The sequence below is a fragment of the Kitasatospora sp. McL0602 genome, from assembly GCF_052076145.1.
Taxonomy (GTDB): Bacteria; Actinomycetota; Actinomycetes; order Streptomycetales; family Streptomycetaceae; genus Kitasatospora.
The window spans coordinates 4,610,044-4,630,283 of the sequence record NZ_CP197246.1; the positions used below are offsets into that span (position 1 = coordinate 4,610,044).

The window sequence follows — 20,240 nt, forward strand, 5'->3', positions numbered from 1 at the left end:
CAGATCCGAGGAAGGACGCCCCGATGGGTTCCCAGACCACCGTCACCGTCGACACGCCGGAGCGGATGAACCGGCTCGGCCGGGAGCTCGCCGCCCTGCTGCGGCCGGGCGACCTGGTGCTGCTCTCCGGCGAGCTCGGCGCGGGCAAGACCACCCTCACCCGGGGCCTGGGCGTCGGGCTCGACGTGCGCGGCGCGGTGACCTCGCCGACTTTCGTGATCGCCCGGGTGCACCCCTCGCTGAGCGGCGGCCCGGCGCTGGTGCACGTGGACGCCTACCGCCTGGGCGGCGGGCTGGACGAGATGGAGGACCTCGACCTCGACGTCTCGCTGCCGGAGTCGGTGGTCGTCGTCGAGTGGGGTGAGGGCAAGGTCGAGCAGCTGAGCGACGACCGCCTGGAGATCCGGATCGAGCGTGCCATCGGCGGCACGGCCGAGGACGACTCGGACCCGCGCGGGGTGACGCTCTCCGGCCTCGGCACCCGCTGGGACGGCGTGGATCTCACCGTATTGGGTGACGCCTGAGGAGGGTATTGCGGGCGGCGGCCCCGCGTGATGGGATGGGCCCGAAGGTTAGGTATGCCTAACTAGGAGGCGTGATGCAGAGCACCACCCCCGTCCGTGACGTCCTGGCCGCCTGTGCGGCGGCCGTAGCTGTCTCAACTCCGCCCCCCAGGGGCGCGGGGCCCTGCGCATCAACTGCGTGCGCGAAAACGGGAGATACGGGCCCGCACCTACCGCCTCGCGCACGCAGTTGATTGAGCAGGGCCTCGCGCCCCTGGGCTCGTGCGCGGCTAAGGGATGACGGTTACGCGGGTGCCGTTCGGGGCGAAGTCCCAGAGCAGCTGGCCGTCCGGGCGGGCGCTGCGGATGCCGCCGGTCTTCTTGGGGGAGGCGTCCGGGGAGGGTGTGGCTGTCGGGCTCGCTGCCGGGTCGACGAGGGCGCTGAAGCCGAAGACGGTGCCGTTCTGCTGGAGGAAGCGGACGACGTGCTCGATCGGGCGGTCGTCGGTGCCGCTGCCCGCCGCCGTGCGGCTGTAGACCGCGTAGCTGCCGGGCAGCGGCTCGACCGTGCCCGGGGTGACGCGGAAGGTGGCCTGGACCGGCGGGGTCTTCTTCGGGTCGACCAGCCAGACCTGGTGGGTGCCGGTGGAGTAGACGACCCGGCGGCCGCTGCCGGAGCTCGCGGGCAGTGCGGCGAGCGCCTGGGTCGGGTCGGGGCTCGGCGACGGGGAGGCGGACGGGCTCGCCGAGGGCTTGGCGGCGACCGCCTCGGTCGCGGCGCCGTTGGCCTGGACGGCCAGCAGGGCCACCACCGCCAGCGCTCCGGCGGTCAGGCAGCTGACCACCACTCCAGGACGCGTCCTCACCACGTGCGCTCCCACCGTCGGCGTTGCTTCCCGCCCATCGTGCCAGGTCTGCCACCCGCCGACGGACCGCTCCGTACGTGTGTTCCGGGGCAGTACGAAATGCCGATCCCCCCGACCCTCTAATCTGGACCCGTGCTGCTGCTCGCGTTCGACACCGCAACCCCTGCCGTCACCGCCGCCGTCCACGACGGTTCGGCCGTCCTGGCCGAGTCCTACGAGGTGGATGCCAGACGGCACGGGGAGCTGCTGCTCCCCACCGTCGACCACGTGCTCCGGACGGCGGGTGTCGACAAGCGGGAGCTGACCGGCATCGCCGTCGGCGTCGGGCCCGGCCCGTACACCGGGCTGCGCGTCGGCCTGGTCACCGCCGCCGCGCTCGGCCACGCCCTCGGCCTGCCCGTGTACGGCGTCTGCACGCTCGACGCCATTGCTCACCAGGCCCGCGCCCAGGGGCTCACCGGCCCGTTCACGGTCGCGACCGACGCCCGGCGCAAGGAGGTCTACTGGGCCTCGTACGACGCCGACGGCCGCCGCGTCACCGGGCCCGAGGTGGACCGCCCCGCCGAGCTGACGCCCGAGCCGCAGGCCGTCGGCGCCGGTGCGCTGCTCTACCCCGACAGCTTCCCCGGCGCGCAGGGCCCCGAGCACGTCTCGGCCGGGGCGCTGGCGGCCTTCGCCGCCGCCGAGCTGGCCGCCGGGCGCGAGCTGCTGCCGAACCTGCCGCTCTACCTGCGCCGGCCCGATGCGCAGGTCCCCGCGGGCTACAAGGCGGTGCTGCCCGCGTGACTGCGGTGACGCTGCGCCCGATGCGCTGGTGGGACATCGACCCGGTGATGGAGTTGGAGCTGCGGCTCTTCCCCGAGGACGCCTGGTCCCACGGCATGTACTGGTCCGAGCTGGCCGAGACCCACCCGGGCGGCACCCGGCACTACACCGTCGCCGCCGCGCCGGACGGCGCGATCGTCGGCTACGCCGGGCTGATGGCCATCGGCGTCGAGGGCGACGTGCAGACCATCGCCGTCGACCGGGACTTCCAGGGCGCGGGCCTCGGCGCCGCGCTGCTCACCGACCTGATCACCGAGGCGGCCCGGCGCGGCTGCGAGGAACTGCTGCTGGAGGTCCGGGCCGACAACCCGCGCGCCCAGCACCTCTACGAGCGCTTCGGCTTCGAGACCATCGGCATCCGGCCCGGCTACTACCAGCCCGCCGACGTGGACGCGCTCGTCATGCGCCTCGAACACCCTGCACACGATCTGAAGGACCCCCAGAATGGCTGACGAACCGCTCGTCCTCGGCATCGAGACCTCCTGCGACGAGACCGGCGTCGGCATCGTCCGAGGCACCACCCTGCTCGCCGACGCGGTCGCCTCCAGCGTCAACGACCACGCCCGGTACGGCGGCGTCGTGCCCGAGATCGCCAGCCGGGCGCACCTGGAGGAGATGATCCCGACCATCCAGCGCGCGCTGGACACCGCCGGGGTCAAGGCGAGCGACCTGGACGGCATCGCCGTCACCGCCGGGCCCGGCCTCGCCGGTGCCCTGCTGGTCGGCGTCAGCGCGGCGAAGGCGTACGCCTGGGCGCTCGACAAGCCGCTCTACGGCGTCAACCACCTCGCCTCGCACATCTGCGTCGACCAGCTGGAGCACGGGCGGCTGCCCGAGCCGACGATGGCGCTGCTGGTCTCCGGCGGGCACTCCTCGCTGCTGCTCAGCTCCGACATCACCACCGACGTCCGCCCGCTCGGCGCGACCATCGACGACGCGGCGGGCGAGGCATTCGACAAGGTCGCCCGGGTGCTCGGCCTCGGCTTCCCCGGCGGCCCGGTGGTCGACCGCAGGGCGCGCGAGGGCGACCCGAAGGCGATCGCCTTCCCCCGCGGCCTGAGCAGCGCCAAGGACCCGGCGTACGACTTCTCCTTCTCCGGCCTGAAGACGGCCGTCGCCCGCTGGGTCGAGGCCAAGCGCCGCGCGGGCGAGGAGGTGCCGATCGCCGACGTCGCCGCGTCCTTCCAGGAGGCCGTCACCGACGTGCTGACCCGCAAGGCCGTCCGGGCCTGCAAGGACAACGGCGTCGACCATCTGATGATCGGCGGCGGCGTCGCCGCCAACTCGCGGCTGCGCGAGATGGCCCAGCAGCGCTGCGACAAGGCCGGCATCGTGCTGCGGGTGCCCCGGCCGGGCCTGTGCACCGACAACGGCGCGATGGTCGCCGCGCTCGGCTCCGAGATGGTCTGGCGCAACCGCACGCCGTCCTCGCTCGACCTGTCCGCCGACTCCTCGCTGCCCGTCACCGAGGTGTCCGTACCCCACACTGACTTCCACGCCGCCGCGCACCAGGCCCTCGGGTGACCACCGCCGCGATGTGGGAGGCACGCGCCGTCGACGGCCGGGGCGCCGACCTGCAAGCCTGGGCCACCGCCGAGGCCCTGCCCGCCGTACGCGGCTCGGGCGGGCTGCTGCGCACCGAGCTGCTCACGGCGCCCGGCGACCGGGTGCTGCTGATCACCTGGTGGTCGGGCCCGCCGGTGCCCGTCCCGGACCCGCCGGCGGGGCTGCTCGCCCGGCCGGTGCACCGCTGGGCGTTCACCAGCGAGCACGTCGAGTGAACCGGATGCCCACCCGGTAGCGTCTCTTCCCGAGAGTTGGCTGGACGGACGCTGGGAGAACCGTGAAGAGCAGGACGATGACGTACGCCGCCGGGGCGCTGGCCCTGCTCGCCGCGGTGACCGCCGTGACGGGGTGCGGGCCCAGTACCCCCGCGGCCGCCAAGGCGGCCGGTGCCGCGACGCCGTCCACCGCTGCCGACGCCGCTTCTCCGGCGTCCGCAGCGCCGTCCACCGCGCCGTCCGGCTCGGCCGGTGCCCCGGCGGGTGGCGGTGTCTCGGCCGCCGCCTGGGCGAAGTGGGGGCTCAAGCCGCTGCCGCAGGCCCCGGCGGCGCCCGCCGACAAGCCGGTCAAGCTGACGAAGACGGGCACCGTGCCGGTCTTCAGCGACGTGCCGACGAAGGACAAGGTCGTCTTCGTGACGATCGACGACGGGGCCGAGAAGGACCCGAAGTTCGTCGAGATGCTGACCGACCTGAAGGTGCCGATCTCGATGTTCCTGACGCGGGACATCGTCAAGGGGAACTACGGCTACTTCAAGCCGCTCCAGGCCCTCGGCAACCACATCCAGAACCACACCGTCGACCACCCGCAGATGAGCAAGATCTCGGCGGCGAAGCAGAAGTCCGAGGTCTGCGACGACCAGACGGCGCTCACCCAGCAGTACGGCACGCCCCCGCTGCTCTTCCGCCCGCCGTTCGGCGACGGTGCCAACACCCCGTCGCTGAACACCGCCGTGCAGGAGTGCGGGCCCCGGGCGGTCGTGCTCTGGCGCGAGTCGATGCAGATCCACGACATGCAGTACCAGGCCGCCGACAAGAAGCTGAAGCCCGGGGACATCATCCTGGCGCACTTCCGCGGCCCGTCGGAGCTCAAGGGCGAGACCATGACGGCGATGTTCGGCGAGCTGCTCAGCCGGATCGAGGAGCAGGGCTTCGCCGTCGCCCGCCTGGAGGACTACATCCAGCCACCGGTCGGCTAGACCGGCTGCCCGAGCATCATCAGGTGCCCGTTGCCGAGGCGGCTGAGGATCACCGTCACGGTGTTCGGGCCGGCGGGCTTGAGCTGGCGGCGGAGGTCCTCCGGGGTGACGCCGATGCCGCGCTTCTTGATGACGACGGTGCCGACGGCGCGCTCCCGCAGCAGCGCCTTGAGCTTCTTGACGTTGTACGGGAGCACGTCGGTGAGCTCGTAGGCGTGCGCGAAGGGGGTCGGCACCAGCCGGTCGGAGGTCAGGTAGGCGATCATCGGGTCGATCAGCGTGCCGCCGGTGGCGGCGGCGATCTCGGGCAGCAGCCGGGCCCGGATCGCCGCGCCGTCCGGCTCGTACAGGTAGCGCTTGACGGGCCCGGCGGGCGGGTCCGGGAGGGCGCCCCCGACGAGGGTGTGCGGGCCCGGCAGCAGGGTGGCCCGGTAGGCGCCGGGGGAGTCGGTGCCGAACCAGATCCCGGCCTCCTTGACCTCGCCGTGGTCGGAGACCCACTCGGCCTCGGCGCCGGCCGGGACGAGCCCGTGCGGGATGCCGGGGGCGACCTTGAGCGCGCCGTACGGCGTGCGGCGGGCCGCCTCGACGGCCCAGGAGAGCGGCGGGGAGTACGCCTCGGGGTCGAAGACCCTGCCCTTGGTGGTGCGGCGGGCCGGGTCGGTGAAGACCGCGTCGAAGCCCGTCACGTCGATCTCGGCGACGTCCGCGCAGCGGACCTCGACCAGCTCGGCGAGCCCCAGCGCGGCCGCGTTGGCGACGGCCACCTCGCAGGTCAGCGGGTCACGGTCGACGGCGAGCACCGAGACCCCGGCGCGGGCCAGCGCGATCGCGTCCCCGCCGATGCCGCAGCAGAGGTCGGCCAGCCGCCGCACGCCCAGCCCGGCGAACCGGGCCGCCCGCCACTCGGCCACGGAGCGGCGGGTCGCCTGCTCGACCCCGTTCGGGGTGAAGTACATCCGCTCCGCGTCCGCCCCGAACTTCGCCGCCGCCCGCTGCCGCAGCCGGGCCTGGGCCAGCGCGGCGGAGACCAGCTCGGCCGGGTGGTCCCGGCGCAGCCGGGTGGCCAGCGCCAGCTCCTGGCCGGGCGCGAAGTCATGCAGCTCGGTGAGCAGGGCCTGGCCCTCGTCGGTCAGCAGGGCACGGAACGATTCGATCTCCACCCGGCCATTGTCCCCGCCCGCGCCCGGCCGATTCGCAGGCGCGTCGTTGGCACTCTGGTTGACTGAGTGCTAACTGCGGCCTATGGTCGTTTCTGGCACTCCCCACCGGGTGAGTGCTAACGCGGTAGAGCGTGCCTGACCCCCGCGACGGCAGGCACGCAGACATCGCCCACTACCTGAAGAACAACCCCGTAATCTCCGAAGGGGAGCTCGGACGTGACCGTCAGCAGCAAGGTTGCCATCAAGCCGCTCGAGGACCGCATTGTGGTCCAGCCGCTCGAAGCCGAGACCACCACGGCCTCCGGCCTGGTTATCCCGGACACCGCCAAGGAGAAGCCCCAAGAGGGCGTCGTCCTGGCCGTCGGCCCGGGTCGCTTCGAGGACGGCCAGCGTCTTCCGCTCGACGTCACCGTCGGCGACGTCGTCCTGTACTCCAAGTACGGCGGCACCGAGGTGAAGTACAACGGCGAGGAGTACCTCGTTCTCTCCGCCCGCGACGTTCTGGCCATCGTCCAGAAGTAAGCGTTCGCAGAGCTTCACAGACGTACCAGCCCGCCCCGGTTCTCCATGTCGAAACTGACAGGGGCCCGGGGCGTGGTTGTTGGCTCACGCTCAGACCCCTAAGGAAGCCAAGACATGCCGAAGATCCTGCAGTTCGACGAGGACGCCCGCCGCTCGCTGGAGCGCGGTGTCAACAAGCTGGCCGACACCGTCAAGGTGACGATCGGCCCCAAGGGCCGCAACGTCGTCATCGACAAGAAGTTCGGCGCGCCGACCATCACCAACGACGGTGTCACCATCGCGCGTGAGATCGAGCTCGACGACCCGTACGAGAACCTCGGCGCGCAGCTCGTCAAGGAGGTCGCCACCAAGACGAACGACGTCGCGGGTGACGGCACCACCACCGCCACCGTGCTGGCCCAGGCCCTGGTCAACGAGGGTCTGCGCAACGTCGCCGCCGGTGCCGGCCCGGCCGCCCTGAAGAAGGGCATCGACAAGGCCGTCGCCGCCGTCTCCGCGCACCTGCTCTCCATCGCCCGCGAGATCGAGGGCAAGGACGACGTCGCCGCTGTCGCGTCCCTCTCCGCGCAGGACCCGCAGGTCGGCGAGCTCATCGCCGAGGCGATCGACAAGGTCGGCAAGGACGGTGTCATCACCGTCGAGGAGTCGAACACCTTCGGCGTGGAGCTGGACTTCACCGAGGGCATGCAGTTCGACAAGGGCTACCTCTCGCCGTACTTCGTCACCGACGCCGAGCGTCAGGAAGCGGTCCTCGAGGACCCGTACATCCTGATCAACCAGGGCAAGATCTCCTCCATCCAGGAGCTGCTGCCGCTGCTGGAGAAGGTCCTCCAGGGCGGTACCTCCAAGCCGCTGCTGATCATCGCCGAGGACGTGGACGGCGAGGCGCTCTCCACCCTCGTGGTCAACAAGATCCGTGGCACCTTCAACGCCGTCGCCGTCAAGGCCCCCGGCTTCGGCGACCGCCGCAAGGCGATCCTCGGTGACCTGGCCACCCTGACCGGTGCCACCGTCATCTCCGAGGAGGTCGGCCTCAAGCTCGACCAGGCCGGTCTGGACGTGCTGGGCACCGCCCGCCGCGTGACCATCACCAAGGACGAGACCACCGTCGTCGACGGTGCGGGCGACCACGAGGCCGTGGCCGGCCGCGTCGCCCAGATCAAGGCCGAGATCGCCAACACCGACTCGGACTGGGACCGCGAGAAGCTGCAGGAGCGCCTGGCGAAGCTCGCCGGCGGCGTCTGCGTCATCAAGGTCGGCGCCGCCACCGAGGTGGAGCTCAAGGAGCGCAAGCACCGTCTGGAGGACGCCATCTCGGCGACCCGCGCGGCGGTCGAGGAGGGCATCGTCGCCGGTGGTGGCGCCTCTCTCGTGCACGCGCAGAAGGTGCTCGACGGCGGTCTGGGCCTGACCGGCGACGAGGCGACCGGTGTCGCCGTCGTCCGCAAGGCGCTCGCCGAGCCGCTGCGCTGGATCGCCCAGAACGCGGGCCTCGAGGGCTACGTCATCACCCACAAGGTCGCCGAGCTGGAGGCCGGTCACGGCTTCAACGCGGCCACCGGTGAGTACGGCGACCTGCTGAAGGCCGGCGTCATCGACCCGGTCAAGGTCACCCGCTCCGCTCTGGAGAACGCCGCCTCCATCGCCTCCCTGCTGCTCACCACCGAGACCCTCGTGGTGGAGAAGCCGGCCGACGAGGAGGCCTCCGCCGGTCACTCGCACGGCGGCCACGGTCACTCGCACTGACCCGTCGTCCGGAGGCCCGGCCCGCATCCTTCTCGGAGGTGCGGGCCGGGCCTCCGGCGTTCCCGGCCCACAGCGTTTGTGGAGAGAGCTTTGCGCAGACCAAAGTCTGGCTTATAACTGAGGCATGATCGAGGCCCGCCACCTGCGTGTTCTGCGCGCTGTCGCCCGTACCGGTTCGTTCTCGGCCGCCGCTCGGGAGCTGGGTTGCACGCAGCCCGCCGTGAGCCAGCAGATGAAGGCGCTGGAGAAGTCCGTCGACACCCCGCTGGTGGTGCGCGCGGGCCGGGGCATGCAGCTCAGCGAGGCCGGCAAGGTCCTGCTCAAGCACACGACCGGCATCCTGGCGGGGCTCTCCGCCGCCGAGGAGGAGGTCGCGGCGATCGCCGGGCTGCGGGCCGGGCGGGTGCGGCTGGTGTCGTTCCCCACCGCTAGCTCGACCCTGGTGCCGCCCTCCGTCGCCCGGCTGCGCGGCGCCCACCCGGGCGTGCGCGTCTCGCTGGTCGAGGCGGAGCCGCCGGAGTCGCTGGCGATGCTGCGCGGGGGCGAGTGCGAGATCGCCATCGCCTTCCGCTACCCCGACTCCCAGGGGGGCCTGACCCGCTCCGCCCCGCACGCCTCCCCCCGCGAGATCCGGGCCGAGGCCACGCTGGAGGCGGCGGCCGCCCAGGCCGCGTACGACTGGTCCGACCTGGTGGTGCGGCCGCTGCTCGACGATCCGCTGGTCGGTCTGCTGCCGCAGGCGCACCCGCTGGCGGGGCGCGGCGCGGCGGAGCCGGTGCAGCTGACCGAGCTGGCCGGGGAGCAGTGGATCGCCGGGTGTCCGCAGTGCCGGGGCCATCTGGTCGAACTCTGCTCGGCGGCGGGCTTCGAACCCCGGATCGACTTCGCCACCGACGACTACCCGGCCGTGGTCGGCCTGGTCGCGGCGGGTCTCGGCGTGGCCGTCCTGCCGGGCCTGGCGCTGGACGCGGTCCGCAGCTCCGGCGTGGCCGCCGTCCCCGTGCACGGCGCCTCCGGCGGCCCGGCGGTGCGCGAGGTCGTCGCCCTCACGCTCCCCGACCTCGCCGAGGTCCCCGCCGTCGCACTGATGCTCGATCAGCTCACCGGCGTCGCCGCCTCCCGCTGACACAGCGGCCCCTCAGGGCTGCCGGAACGAGGGCTGGCAGGAACGTTTCTTCAGTGGCGGATGGTGCTCGGCATCGTCAGCGGTACCTCGGCCAGCCGGTTGCGCGAACGCCCCATCAGCTCCTCGCGCTCGTCCTCCGTCAGGCCGCCCCAGACGCCGTACGGTTCGCGGACCGCCAGTGCGTGCGCCGCGCACTCGGTGCGGACCGGGCACCGCATGCAGACCTCCTTGGCACTTGCCTCGCGCGAGCTGCGCGCCGCTCCGCGTTCACCCTCCGGGTGGAAGAAGAGCGAACTGTCCACGCCGCGGCAGGCGGCGGAGAGCTGCCAGTCCCAGAGGTCTGCGTTGGGGCCGGGGAGGCGGGAGAAATCTGCCATGGCTCATTCCCTTCAGGGACTCGACGGCGGCACGCCGCCGGGGATGCGGCGAGGCTCCATCGGGTCGGTGTGAACACCTGGAAATATGACTTACGGCAACCACTGGGACAAGTCACCCACAGAGTTACACAACAGTCAATGACCGTACAGAAGCTATAAAACTGGACAAATGGGGCAGGACGTTTGGAGGTACCTGTGCGGCAACCGAGTGGCGACCGAGCGGCGCCGGGGGCGCGAGGGCACCGGCCGGTGCGCTCGTGGTGCGCGGGCCGCGCGTGATCAGCACAAAAGTGCGGCACATGCCCCGCGATGCGGCTGATCGGTAACGGGTCGGCCACGTACAGTGGTGGAGATGGCCCTGAAAGCCGTAACTCATTCGAGTGACGGTCGTTGGATGTGCGGAGGCGGTTAGCGGGCGCTGGGCGTCGGGAACGATCGCGGGGAGACCGGCGATCCGAACGAAACCCGTCACCGACAGGCCGTGTCGGAGAGATTTCGTACCAGCCAGGAGGCTCAACGTGACGCGGATCAGCTGCGGAGGACGGGCATGACATCCGTACTCGTCTGCGACGATTCCCCCCTCGCCCGGGAGGCGCTTCGCCGCGCGGTGGCGACAGTGCCCGGGGTCGACCGGGTGACCACGGCGACGAACGGTGAGGAGGTCCTCCGCCGTTGGGTGGCCGACCGCTCCGATCTCGTCCTGATGGATGTCCGGATGCCCGGCCTCGGTGGGGTGGAGACCGTCCGGCGGCTGCTCTCGGCCGACCCGGGCGCGCGCATCATCATGCTCACCGTCGCCGAGGACCTGGACGGCGTGGCGCTCGCCGTCGCCGCCGGTGCCCGCGGCTACCTGCACAAGGACGCCTCGCGCGCCGAGCTGCGGGCGACGGTCACCCAGGCCCTCGCCGACCCGACCTGGCGGCTCGCGCCGCGTCGGCTCCGGAGCCCCGACATGGGCGCCGCGCCGACACTGACGGCGCGTGAGATCCAGGTGCTGGAGGGCATGAGCCACGGGCGGAGCAACGCGGAGATCGGCCGCGAGCTCTTCCTGTCGGAGGACACGGTCAAGACCCACGCGCGCCGGCTCTTCAAGAAGCTCGGCGCGTCGGACCGTGCACACGCGGTGGCCCTGGGCTTCCGCTGGGGCCTGGTCCGCTGAGGCCCCGTCGCCCGTGAGAGGCGGCCGCCCGGCCGCCTCGCTCGCTCGGACGTATCGCTCAGACGTATGACGTTACGGTCCCGAGGCTGCACCATGGAGTAGTGGAGCACCTCGGGGACCAGCGGACAGGTACTGCGGAGACGAGCGTGACCGCAGATGGCTCGGAGAGCAGTGGGGCGGGAGGCGGCACGGTGCGCGCGGTGACTGGTCATAACGTTCCGATGCACAACTCCGGACGCGGTGCCGTGTTTTCCGCTTCGACCAGGCACCATGGACCGATGCGCGACGACGAGGCACCGAGCGACACGGCCGCTCCGAACGGCCCGGTGGAGTCGTCGTACCCTGACGCCAACGAGGCCGAGGGCCGCCGGGCGGTGCTCGGCGGCGGCGGTTCGCCGGTGCTGGGCGAGCTGGTCGCGGCCGCCGTCCGCGGCGAGGGCCCGGCGATCGACGCGCTGCTCGCACACGTCCACCCCCTGGCGCTGCGCTACTGCCGGGGCCGGCTCGTCCGGCTGCCGGGGAACGCCCGGCACCACGTGGACGACGTCGCGCAGGAGGTCTGCGTCGCCGTGCTCTGCGCCCTGCCGCGCTACCGGGACGAGGGGCGGCCGTTCGAGGCCTTCGTGTACGGGATCGCCGCGCACAAGATCGCCGACCTGCAGCGGGCCGCGATGCGCGGGCCCGGCTCGACCGTGATCCCGCCCGACGACCTGCCCGAGCTGCCCGACGAGGCGCTCGGCCCGGAGGAGCGCGCGCTGCTCAGCAGCGACGCGGCCTGGGCGAAGGAGCTGCTCTCCAACCTCCCGGCCCGCCAGCGCGAGCTGGTGCTGCTGCGGGTGGCGGCCGGGCTCTCCGCCGAGGAGACCGGCGAGGTGCTCGGCATGTCGCCCGGCGCAGTCCGGGTCGCCCAGCACCGGGCGCTCAGCAGGCTGCGGGCGCTGGCGGAGGAGTCCTCCTAGCAGCTCCCCGTCCTAGGAGCTCGTCGCAGGGCGTGGAAGAGCTTCCTTGATCGTGGCGTTGTCAAGGGGGCGCGAGCTGACATTCCAGTGCCAGTACCATGGGGTATCGGCGCCTGGGCAGGTCGCCAAAATTTCGCGGGTGTGAGCGGGGTTCCTTTGGAGGTTCCTCCAGTAACCCCGGGTGTCTTGGCAGCCTGAGCCTGTGCCGGTGCGCGCGGGTGCGACGGCGGCTGTCACCACGGCCCTCCGTACGCCCCATCTGAGCGACCAAACGCGCCCCAAACCCTCAGCGGGGCGCGATCAATCGATTCGGCCACGCCACGGAAGGTCCCCACAAATGTCTTACAACGCCGCAGGCGTACCCGAGAAGTTCGCGATGCTCGGGCTGACGTACGACGACGTCCTGCTGCTGCCCGGGGCCTCCGAGGTGCTGCCGAACCAGGTCGACACCTCCTCGCGGGTCTCCCGCAACGTCCGGGTGAACATCCCGCTGCTCTCCGCGGCGATGGACAAGGTCACCGAGTCGCGGATGGCGATCGCGATGGCCCGTCAGGGCGGCGTCGGCGTGCTGCACCGCAACCTCTCGATCGAGGACCAGGTCAACCAGGTCGACCTGGTGAAGCGCTCCGAGTCCGGCATGGTCACCGACCCGATCACCGTCGGCCCGGAGACCACCCTCGGCGACGCGGACGCGCTCTGCGCGAAGTTCCGGATCAGCGGCGTGCCGATCGCGGACGAGAACGGCCGGCTGCTCGGCATCGTCACCAACCGCGACATGGCCTTCGAGTCCGACCGCAGCCGCAAGGTGCGCGAGATCATGACGCCGATGCCGCTGATCACGGGCAAGGTCGGCATCTCCGGCGAGGACGCGATCGGGCTGCTGCGCCGCCACAAGATCGAGAAGCTGCCGCTGGTCGACGACGAGGGCCGGATCAAGGGCCTGATCACCGTCAAGGACTTCGTCAAGGCCGAGAAGTACCCGAACGCCGCCAAGGACGCCGAGGGCCGCCTGCTGGTCGGCGCCGCCGTCGGCGCCTCCGCCGAGGCCTTCGACCGCGCCCAGGCGCTGGTCGCCGCAGGCGTCGACTTCCTGGTCGTGGACACCTCGCACGGCCACAGCAGCAACGCGCTGGCCTGGATCTCCAAGATCCGCGCCGCCGTGAACGTCGACGTCGTCGGCGGCAACGTCGCCACCCGGGACGGCGCCCAGGCGCTGATCGACGCGGGCGTGGACGGCGTCAAGGTCGGCGTCGGTCCCGGCTCGATCTGCACCACCCGCGTCGTCGCCGGCATCGGCGTCCCGCAGGTCACCGCGATCTACGAGGCGGCCGTGGCCTGCCAGGCGGCCGGCGTGCCGGTGATCGGTGACGGCGGCCTCCAGTACTCCGGCGACATCGGCAAGGCGCTCGCCGCCGGTGCCGACACCGTGATGCTGGGCTCGCTGCTGGCCGGCTGCGAGGAGTCGCCCGGCGAGCTGATGTTCATCAACGGCAAGCAGTTCAAGTCCTACCGCGGCATGGGCTCGCTGGGTGCCATGCAGTCGCGCGGCCAGGGGCGCTCGTACTCGAAGGACCGTTACTTCCAGGCCGAGGTCGCCTCCGACGACAAGCTCGTGCCCGAGGGCATCGAGGGCCAGGTGCCGTACCGGGGGCCGCTCTCGGCCGTGCTGCACCAGCTGGTCGGCGGCCTGCGGCAGACCATGGGCTACGTCGGCGCGGCGACCATCGCCGAGATGGAGAGCAAGGGCCGGTTCGTCCGGATCACCTCCGCCGGGCTCAAGGAGAGCCACCCGCACGACATCCAGATGACGGTCGAGGCGCCGAACTACACGACCCGCTGACCGCTCCTGCCGTAGGGGCCCCGCCGCGCCGAGAGGTGCGGCGGGGCCCTTTCGCGCGCCCCTGGGGCGGCCGCCCGCGTCGGTACGGGATACTGGGGCGGTACTTGCAGGACGCAGCAGAAGGGCTCGCAGTGACTGAGATCGAGATCGGGCGAGGTAAGCGCGGCCGACGGGCGTACGCCTTCGACGACATCGCCGTCGTCCCCAGCCGCCGTACGCGCGACCCGAAGGAGGTCTCGATCGCCTGGCAGATCGACGCCTACCGCTTCGAGCTGCCGTTCCTGGCAGCGCCGATGGACAGCGTGGTCTCGCCCGCGCAGGCCATCGCCATCGGCGAGCTGGGCGGGCTGGGGGTGCTGAACCTGGAGGGCCTGTGGACCCGCTACGAGGACCCGCAGCCGCTGCTCGACGAGATCGCCACGATCACGGACGAGGCCGCCGCGACCCGCCGCCTCCAGGAGATCTACTCCGCGCCGATCCAGGCGGACCTGATCAAGCAGCGGATCAAGGAGGTCCGGGACTCGGGCGTCGTCACCGCCGCCGCGCTCTCGCCGCAGCGCACCGCCGAGTTCTCCAAGGCCGTCGTGGACGCGGGCGTCGACGTCTTCGTCATCCGCGGCACCACGGTCTCCGCCGAGCACGTGTCGGGTGCGGCCGAGCCGCTCAACCTGAAGCAGTTCATCTACGAGCTGGACGTGCCGGTGATCGTCGGCGGCTGTGCCACCTACACCGCCGCGCTGCACCTGATGCGGACCGGCGCGGCCGGTGTGCTGGTCGGCTTCGGCGGCGGCGCCGCGCACACCACGCGGGGCGTGCTGGGCATCCAGGTCCCGATGGCGACCGCCGTCGCGGACGTCGCGGCCGCGCGCCGTGACTACATGGACGAGTCGGGCGGCCGGTACGTGCACGTCATCGCCGACGGCGGCGTGGGCTACAGCGGCGACATCGCCAAGGCCGTCGCCTGCGGCGCGGACGCCGTGATGATCGGTGCCGCGCTGGCCCGTGCCACCGACGCGCCCGGCAAGGGCTTCCACTGGGGCATGGAGGCCGTGCACGAGGAGCTGCCGCGCGGCAAGCGCGTCGACCTCGGCACGGTCGGCAGCACCGCCGAGATCCTCACCGGCCCGTCGCACACCCCGGACGGCACCATGAACCTGTTCGGCGCGCTGCGCCGGGCGATGGCGACCACCGGGTACTCGGAGCTCAAGGAGTTCCAGCGGGTCGAGGTCACCGTCAACCGCTGACGGGCCGTTCGTAGACGTCGAAACCCCCGCCCACGGCGGGGGTTTCGACGTTCCGGGGCTGCGGACAGCCCTAACACCGGGGCGGGTGGTCCTGAGGCCACCCGACAGGGGATGATGGAGGCTTGGCGTTCGGAGCCCGCCGCCGGCGTGGCCGTGCGGCCCCTCCATGGCCCCAGCCCGACGCGCCGTCACCTCGATCTCCGGCAGCACGCGGGCCAGCAACAACTTGGGGGAGCGCACCTATGACCCAGGCGCAGGGTTCGACCGGCCGCCTTCTGGCCGGTCGTTACCGGCTGGACGAAGTGCTGGGCCGGGGCGGTATGGGCACCGTGTGGCGGGCCGAGGACGAGGTGCTCGGCCGGATCGTCGCGGTCAAGGAGCTCCGGATGCACGGCGGGGTGGACGAGGACGAGAAGCACCGGCTGATCGTCCGCACCCTGCGCGAGGCCAAGGCGACCGCCCGCATCCGGCACACCGCCGCCGTGACCGTCTTCGACGTCGTCGAGGAGGACGACCGGCCGTGGATCGTCATGGAGCTGGTCGAGTCCCGCTCGCTGGCCGAGGTGATCAAGGAGGACGGGCCGCTCAAGCCCGGCCGCGCGGCCGAGATCGCCCTCGAGGTGCTCGGCGTGCTGAGCGCCGCGCACAGCCACGGCATCCTGCACCGGGACGTGAAGCCATCGAACGTGCTGATCGGCGACGACGGCCGGGTGGTGCTCACCGACTTCGGCATCGCGAGCGTGGAGGGCGACACCTCCGTCACCTCCACCGGGATGCTGGTCGGCGCGCCCTCGTACATCTCGCCCGAGCGGGCCCGGGGTCAGAAGCCCGGCCCGCCGGCCGACATGTGGTCCCTCGGCGGGACGCTCTACTCGATGGTCGAGGGGCGGCCCCCGTACGACCGGGGCTCGGCGCTGGCCACGCTCACCGCCGTGATGACCGAGGACCTCGCCACGCCCGAGAACGCGGGCCCGCTCGGGCCGGTGATCGAAGGGCTGCTGGAGAAGGACCCGGTACGACGGCTGGACGCCTCCACCACCCGTTCGATGCTCCGCCGGATCGTCGCGGACGAGACCTCGCGGGCCGAGTCGACCACCCAGGTCACCCCTCCGCCCGCGGTCGCGAAGCCGGCCGACAAGCCGGCGGTGGTCGAGAAGCCGGTCGAGAAGCCGGTCGAGAAGCCGGTGGCGAAGCCGTCGGTCGAGAAGGCGCCCGCTGCCGACCGTGGGGTCGGCGGGCTGCTGGGCACCGTCCGGGTGGGGAGCCGGGCGGCCGGCCCGGGCCGGTCGCGATGCCGACGCCCGCGCCTGCGCCCGCGTCCGCAGCCGGGCCGGTGCCGCCTGTGCCGCCCGCTGCGGTGGCCGCTCCGGCGGCGGCACCGCTGCCGCCGCACCGGCGGCCGGTGGTGCTCGCCGCCATGGCGCTGGGCGTGCTGCTGGCGATAGTCCTGATGGTCATATGGGCGCGCAACTCCGCCGACACCACCGGTGGCGGCTCGCACTCCGCCGACGCGGCGCACAGCAGCGCCGTCGTGACGCCCGCTCCGGTCAAGCCGTCGACGCCGGCCGCCTCACCGAGTTCGAGCCCGTCGCCCAGCACCTCGCCGAGCACCGCAGCGAGCACCGCGGTCAGTTCGCCGCCGCCGAGCAGCCAGGCGCCGAGCTCGCCCCCCGCCACGCCGGGCACCCCGGCCGTCCCGGCGGGCTACCACCTCTACAAGGACAACTCCGGGTTCTCGATCGCGGTGCCGGACGGGTTCGGCCAGCCGTCCGCCGGTAGCGACTCGCGCACCTTCCGGGGCAGCAACGGCACCACTCTGATGGTGGCGTGGACGAACGACCCGAAGCCCGACGCGCTGAAGGAGTGGCAGAGCGTCGAGCAGGGCAGCAGCTTCCCCAACTACCACCGGGTGGCGATGACCGCGCTGAAGTTCCGGCAGTGGACGAACGCCGCCGACTGGGAGTGGACCTTCACCGGTAACAGCGGCTCGCCCATGCACGCGAGCGAGCGGGGCTTCGTCACCGGCAAGTACGGCTACACGATCTACTGGACGATGCTCGACTCCGAGTGGAACCTGCCGCAGAGCGTCGAGGCCCGGAAGAACAGTTACGACAGCTTCCAGCCCGCACCGTGAAACCTTTCGGGCCCGGTGGGACGTACTCTGACGTGACGGAAGGTTCCGGCATATTTTCCTAAGGACGGCTCATGCACGCGGCCAGCCCGGGGCAGGTGGTGGGCGGACGGTACCGGGTGACGGCAGAACCGGCGGGCGGGGCACTGCCCGCACTGGACCTGCGCACCGGTGAGACCGTCCTCCTGCGCGCGCTGGAGCTGCCCGAGCTGCTGACCCCCGGTCAGCTGGACGAGGACCCGGACCCGGAGTACGGCGAGCGCGTCGCCCGGCGGGTCGCCGCCCGGGTGCAGGCCGCCCCCGGGCACGCCCGGCTGCTGCACGGCAGCGAGGTCTTCGCCGAGGGTGAGCTGCTCTGGACGGCCGAGGAGCGCCCACCCGGCAGCCCCCTCGAGGGCCCGCTGCCGCCCTACCGGGCCGCCGAGATCGCGGCCGACCTGGCGAGCGCCCTGCGCGCCCTGCACGCGTCCGGCGTGGTGCACGGCAACGTCTCCGCCCCGGCCGTGCTGGTCTGCGAGGACGGCGCGGCCCTGCTCGGCGGCCTGCTGCCCGGCGCCGCCGAGGAGGCCCTCTGCGAGGAGCTCGGCGGCCCCGTGCCCCGGCGGGTCTACGAGGCGCGCGCGGTGCTGCTGGGCGCCCGTGCCGAGCGCTGGGCGCCGGACGCGGGCCCCGAGTCGGACTGCTGGGCGCTCGGCGTCCTGCTGCACCGGCTGCTCACCGGCCACGCCCCCTACCCCGAGCACGACCTGACGGCCCTGCTCACGGCGGTCCGGGACGGCGCCTTCGAGGTGTCGCCGGGCTGCGGACCGCTGCTCCCGCTGGTCGAGCGGCTGCTCGACCCGGACCGGTCGGCCCGCCCCACGGCGGCGCAGGCCGGGCACTGGCTGACGGCGCTGCTGGCCTCGGCGCCGGAGCCGTACCCGGCGGAGCCGACCGCTCCGCCGCTGCCCGTACGGCGGCCGAAGGGCCCGCTGGTGCCTCGTCAGCGGGGCGCCGTGCAGGCGCACGGACGGCATGCCGGGGCCCGCCCGCTGGTGCCGCCGGCGCTGCTCGGGCCGCTGCTGGTGGGCGGGGTGCTGCTGGCGCTGGTGGCCGCGCTGGCGGCCGTGGTGGCGTTCGCCGGCTGACGCGGTGTGAGCCGCAGGTCACAGGGTGGTCACCAGCCCGGGGCGCGATTCCGGGACCGCGCCGGGGCGCCTAATCTGTGCGTGGAACGAAGTCCGATCGGTGAGTCAGCGGGTGCACCGGAACCTCCGTCAGGGTGACGGTGGCTGATGAGGGGGAACGGTCGCCATGGGCGTGCAGGAGCAGTCGGCACAGGCGGGGCGGCGGCTCGCCGGGCGGTACGCCCTGGGCGACCGGCTCGGCCGGGGCGGCATGGGCACGGTCTGGCGGGCCCGGGACGAGATGCTCGACCGCGACGTCGCGGTCAAGGAGCTGACGGTCGGCCACCTGGACGACGAGGACCAGCAGATACTGCAGTCCCGGATGATGCGCGAGGCCCGCGCCGCCGCGCGGATCAAGCACCCCGGCGTGATCACCATCCACGACGTGCTGGAGCAGGACGGCCGCCCGTGGATCGTCATGGAGCTGATCGACGGCCGCTCGCTCGCCGACGTGATCAGCCAGGACGGCACCCTGCTGCCCCGGGAGGCCGCCGAGGTCGGCCAGCAGGTGCTGGCTGCCCTGCACCGGGGCCACCAGCTCGGCGTGCTGCACCGCGACGTCAAGCCCGCCAACGTCCTGCTGGAGCACCAGACCGGCCGGGTGGTGCTGCTCGACTTCGGCATCGCGACCTTCGAGGGCTCCACCGAGCTGACCCGCCCCGGTGACCTGATCGGCTCGCCCGACTACCTCGCGCCCGAGCGCGCCCAGGGCGAGCGCCCCGGCCCGGCCTCCGACCTCTGGGGGCTCGGCGCGACGCTGTACGCGGCCGTCGAGGGCGAGTCGCCCTTCCGCCGGACCTCGCCGCTGACCACCCTCGCCGCCGTCGTCGCCGACCCGTTGCCGGAGCCGCGCCGGGCCGGGGCGCTCGGGCCGGTGCTGGCCGCGCTGATGGCCAAGGACCCGGCCGAGCGGCCGAGCGCCGACGAGGCGCAGCGGATGCTCGCCGAGGTGACGGCCGGGCACACCATGGACATCAAGCCGCTGCCGAAGGTCGAGCCGGTCGAGCCGGTCGAGCCGGCCGTGCCGTCGAAGGCCGCGCTGTCGAAGGCCGAGCCGAAGATCCCGACCCAGCTGGTGCCGGTGGTCGACCGGGCCGAGCCGGTGACGCCCGTCGAGCCGGAGCCGGTGACCGTGCAGGGCGTGCCCGCAGCGCCTGCAGCGCCCGTCGCGCTGGACTCGGTGACCGGGCCGGTGGTGCGGCGCGGCGGCCGGAAGCGGCGGCTCGGCCTGCTGGCGGGGCTGCTCGCGCTGGTGGTCGCCGCCGGGGGAGCGTACGTCGTGGTCACCCGCCACAAGGACACCACCGGCCAGGGCAGCGGTGGCGTGACGGCCACCGACAGCCCGGCGCCGGGGGCGACGGAGCCGGGCGCGGCGCCGGCCGGATACCGGTGGATGGCCGACGAGGAGGGCTTCCGCTTCCCGTTGCCCGTCACCGGCGGCACCTGGGTGCGGTCGATGGACAAGAACCAGATCTTCTACACCCCGGACAACAAGCTTCACTTCCTCCAGTTCGCGGTGGCCGTCGGCCAGCCGTTGGCGCCGAGCCAGCACCTGGAGCAGCTGGAGGGTGACGTCAGCAAGGGCAAGAACATCAAGGACTTCCACCGGGTCGACCTCTCCGAGGTGAGGATCAACGGCCAGGAGGGCGCGTTCTGGGAGTTCACCTACACCGTCGCCAAGGACGGCTCGCACCGGCACGTCCGGGAGGCCGAGTTCCGGGACGAGGACGGGACGTCCTACACGATCTACCAGTCCGGCCCGGAGGCGGACTCGGTGGACGGGCAGCGGCTCTTCACGACGGTGCTGAACAAGTTCACCGTGACCCGTTAGGTTGATCAAGGAAGCATCTGG

20 protein-coding genes are annotated in these 20,240 nt (G+C 72.5%); 17 read left to right on the top strand and 3 right to left on the bottom strand.

All coding sequences use genetic code 11. From position 1 onward, the window contains the following. The first annotated feature begins 23 nt into the window (after positions 1–23). Positions 24–524: a tRNA (adenosine(37)-N6)-threonylcarbamoyltransferase complex ATPase subunit type 1 TsaE gene (tsaE, locus tag ACR68M_RS21195; RefSeq protein ID WP_441245675.1), complete on the top strand. Its 501-nt coding sequence runs from the start codon at positions 24–26 to the stop codon at positions 522–524. Positions 525–793: 269 nt separating this feature from the next. On the opposite strand, the gene ACR68M_RS21200 is transcribed toward tsaE, so the two are convergent. Beyond that, on the bottom strand, positions 794–1,369 hold the full coding sequence (locus ACR68M_RS21200) for a hypothetical protein (RefSeq protein ID WP_441245676.1): 576 nt from the start codon (positions 1,367–1,369) through the stop codon (positions 794–796). A 132-nt stretch (positions 1,370–1,501) separates the two neighbouring features. Between ACR68M_RS21200 and tsaB the strand changes: the two genes are divergently transcribed. From tsaB to ACR68M_RS21225, 5 genes are all read left to right on the top strand, one after another. Continuing rightward, positions 1,502–2,155 (top strand): tRNA (adenosine(37)-N6)-threonylcarbamoyltransferase complex dimerization subunit type 1 TsaB, encoded by a 654-nt coding sequence (tsaB, locus tag ACR68M_RS21205; protein ID WP_441245677.1) that lies wholly within the window; start codon positions 1,502–1,504, stop codon positions 2,153–2,155. A 20-nt stretch (positions 2,156–2,175) separates the two neighbouring features. Then, on the top strand, positions 2,176–2,646 hold the full coding sequence (gene rimI, locus ACR68M_RS21210; protein WP_441251670.1) for a ribosomal protein S18-alanine N-acetyltransferase: 471 nt from the start codon (positions 2,176–2,178) through the stop codon (positions 2,644–2,646). Then, a complete protein-coding gene (gene tsaD, locus ACR68M_RS21215; protein ID WP_441245678.1) occupies positions 2,639–3,718 on the top strand; it encodes a tRNA (adenosine(37)-N6)-threonylcarbamoyltransferase complex transferase subunit TsaD in 1,080 nt (359 codons plus the stop codon). The genes rimI and tsaD overlap by 8 nt, the downstream gene beginning before the upstream one ends. Continuing rightward, positions 3,715–3,975, top strand: a complete 261-nt coding sequence (locus tag ACR68M_RS21220; RefSeq protein WP_441245679.1) for a hypothetical protein — start codon at positions 3,715–3,717, stop codon at positions 3,973–3,975. Before tsaD ends, ACR68M_RS21220 begins: the two co-directional genes overlap by 4 nt. A 77-nt stretch (positions 3,976–4,052) precedes the next feature. Then, positions 4,053–4,955 carry a polysaccharide deacetylase family protein gene (locus ACR68M_RS21225; protein ID WP_441245680.1) on the top strand — a complete coding sequence of 301 codons (903 nt, stop codon included), beginning with the start codon at positions 4,053–4,055 and terminating at the stop codon, positions 4,953–4,955. On the opposite strand, the gene ACR68M_RS21230 is transcribed toward ACR68M_RS21225, so the two are convergent. After that, the gene (locus ACR68M_RS21230; protein WP_441245681.1) at positions 4,952–6,118 is read right to left on the bottom strand and encodes a class I SAM-dependent methyltransferase; all 1,167 of its coding nucleotides are present in this window, start codon (positions 6,116–6,118) and stop codon (positions 4,952–4,954) included. The genes ACR68M_RS21225 and ACR68M_RS21230 overlap by 4 nt on opposite strands. 216 nt (positions 6,119–6,334) lie before the next feature. Here ACR68M_RS21230 and groES point away from each other — a divergent pair, with 216 nt between their 5' ends. From groES to ACR68M_RS21245, 3 genes are all read left to right on the top strand, one after another. Then, a complete protein-coding gene (gene groES, locus ACR68M_RS21235; RefSeq protein WP_441245682.1) occupies positions 6,335–6,640 on the top strand; it encodes a co-chaperone GroES in 306 nt (101 codons plus the stop codon). 114 nt (positions 6,641–6,754) lie between these two features. Then, a complete protein-coding gene (gene groL, locus ACR68M_RS21240) occupies positions 6,755–8,386 on the top strand; it encodes a chaperonin GroEL (RefSeq protein ID WP_441245683.1) in 1,632 nt (543 codons plus the stop codon). Positions 8,387–8,510: 124 nt separating this feature from the next. Continuing rightward, on the top strand, positions 8,511–9,512 hold the full coding sequence (locus ACR68M_RS21245; RefSeq protein WP_441245684.1) for a LysR family transcriptional regulator: 1,002 nt from the start codon (positions 8,511–8,513) through the stop codon (positions 9,510–9,512). A 50-nt stretch (positions 9,513–9,562) separates the two neighbouring features. On the opposite strand, the gene ACR68M_RS21250 is transcribed toward ACR68M_RS21245, so the two are convergent. Beyond that, positions 9,563–9,889: a WhiB family transcriptional regulator gene (locus tag ACR68M_RS21250; protein ID WP_441245685.1), complete on the bottom strand. Its 327-nt coding sequence runs from the start codon at positions 9,887–9,889 to the stop codon at positions 9,563–9,565. A gap of 547 nt (positions 9,890–10,436) precedes the next feature. Between ACR68M_RS21250 and ACR68M_RS21255 the strand changes: the two genes are divergently transcribed. From ACR68M_RS21255 to ACR68M_RS21290, 8 genes are all read left to right on the top strand, one after another. Then, positions 10,437–11,048 (top strand): response regulator transcription factor, encoded by a 612-nt coding sequence (locus tag ACR68M_RS21255; RefSeq protein ID WP_014136228.1) that lies wholly within the window; start codon positions 10,437–10,439, stop codon positions 11,046–11,048. A 278-nt stretch (positions 11,049–11,326) separates the two neighbouring features. Continuing rightward, positions 11,327–12,007, top strand: a complete 681-nt coding sequence (gene shbA / locus ACR68M_RS21260; protein ID WP_441245686.1) for an RNA polymerase sigma factor ShbA — start codon at positions 11,327–11,329, stop codon at positions 12,005–12,007. 337 nt (positions 12,008–12,344) lie between these two features. Further along, the gene (gene guaB / locus ACR68M_RS21265; protein WP_441245687.1) at positions 12,345–13,847 is read left to right on the top strand and encodes an IMP dehydrogenase; all 1,503 of its coding nucleotides are present in this window, start codon (positions 12,345–12,347) and stop codon (positions 13,845–13,847) included. A gap of 131 nt (positions 13,848–13,978) precedes the next feature. After that, on the top strand, positions 13,979–15,091 hold the full coding sequence (locus tag ACR68M_RS21270) for a GuaB3 family IMP dehydrogenase-related protein (RefSeq protein ID WP_441245688.1): 1,113 nt from the start codon (positions 13,979–13,981) through the stop codon (positions 15,089–15,091). 242 nt (positions 15,092–15,333) lie between these two features. After that, entirely contained in the window at positions 15,334–16,536 is a 1,203-nt protein-coding gene (locus tag ACR68M_RS21275; RefSeq protein WP_441245689.1) for a protein kinase domain-containing protein, read from the top strand. Further along, entirely contained in the window at positions 16,494–17,225 is a 732-nt protein-coding gene (locus ACR68M_RS21280; RefSeq protein WP_441245690.1) for a hypothetical protein, read from the top strand. Before ACR68M_RS21275 ends, ACR68M_RS21280 begins: the two co-directional genes overlap by 43 nt. 71 nt (positions 17,226–17,296) lie before the next feature. Next, positions 17,297–18,349, top strand: a complete 1,053-nt coding sequence (locus ACR68M_RS21285) for a protein kinase (protein WP_441245691.1) — start codon at positions 17,297–17,299, stop codon at positions 18,347–18,349. A 166-nt stretch (positions 18,350–18,515) separates the two neighbouring features. After that, a complete protein-coding gene (locus ACR68M_RS21290; protein ID WP_441245692.1) occupies positions 18,516–20,219 on the top strand; it encodes a protein kinase domain-containing protein in 1,704 nt (567 codons plus the stop codon). Positions 20,220–20,240 lie beyond the last annotated feature (21 nt).

Bases quoted from the DNA above. Each gene is read 5' to 3' on its own strand.
- tsaE (WP_441245675.1), top strand. From the start codon at position 24: ATGGGTTCCCAGACCACCGTCACCGTCGACACGCCGGAGCGGATGAAC.
- rimI (WP_441251670.1), top strand. From the start codon at position 2,176: ATGCGCTGGTGGGACATCGACCCGGTGATGGAGTTGGAGCTGCGGCTC.
- tsaD (WP_441245678.1), top strand. From the start codon at position 2,639: ATGGCTGACGAACCGCTCGTCCTCGGCATCGAGACCTCCTGCGACGAG.
- ACR68M_RS21225 (WP_441245680.1), top strand. From the start codon at position 4,053: ATGACGTACGCCGCCGGGGCGCTGGCCCTGCTCGCCGCGGTGACCGCC.
- groL (WP_441245683.1), top strand. From the start codon at position 6,755: ATGCCGAAGATCCTGCAGTTCGACGAGGACGCCCGCCGCTCGCTGGAG.
- ACR68M_RS21245 (WP_441245684.1), top strand. From the start codon at position 8,511: ATGATCGAGGCCCGCCACCTGCGTGTTCTGCGCGCTGTCGCCCGTACC.
- ACR68M_RS21250 (WP_441245685.1), bottom strand. From the start codon at position 9,889: ATGGCAGATTTCTCCCGCCTCCCCGGCCCCAACGCAGACCTCTGGGAC.
- ACR68M_RS21255 (WP_014136228.1), top strand. From the start codon at position 10,437: ATGACATCCGTACTCGTCTGCGACGATTCCCCCCTCGCCCGGGAGGCG.
- shbA (WP_441245686.1), top strand. From the start codon at position 11,327: ATGCGCGACGACGAGGCACCGAGCGACACGGCCGCTCCGAACGGCCCG.
- guaB (WP_441245687.1), top strand. From the start codon at position 12,345: ATGTCTTACAACGCCGCAGGCGTACCCGAGAAGTTCGCGATGCTCGGG.
- ACR68M_RS21275 (WP_441245689.1), top strand. From the start codon at position 15,334: ATGACCCAGGCGCAGGGTTCGACCGGCCGCCTTCTGGCCGGTCGTTAC.
- ACR68M_RS21285 (WP_441245691.1), top strand. From the start codon at position 17,297: ATGCACGCGGCCAGCCCGGGGCAGGTGGTGGGCGGACGGTACCGGGTG.
- ACR68M_RS21290 (WP_441245692.1), top strand. From the start codon at position 18,516: ATGGGCGTGCAGGAGCAGTCGGCACAGGCGGGGCGGCGGCTCGCCGGG.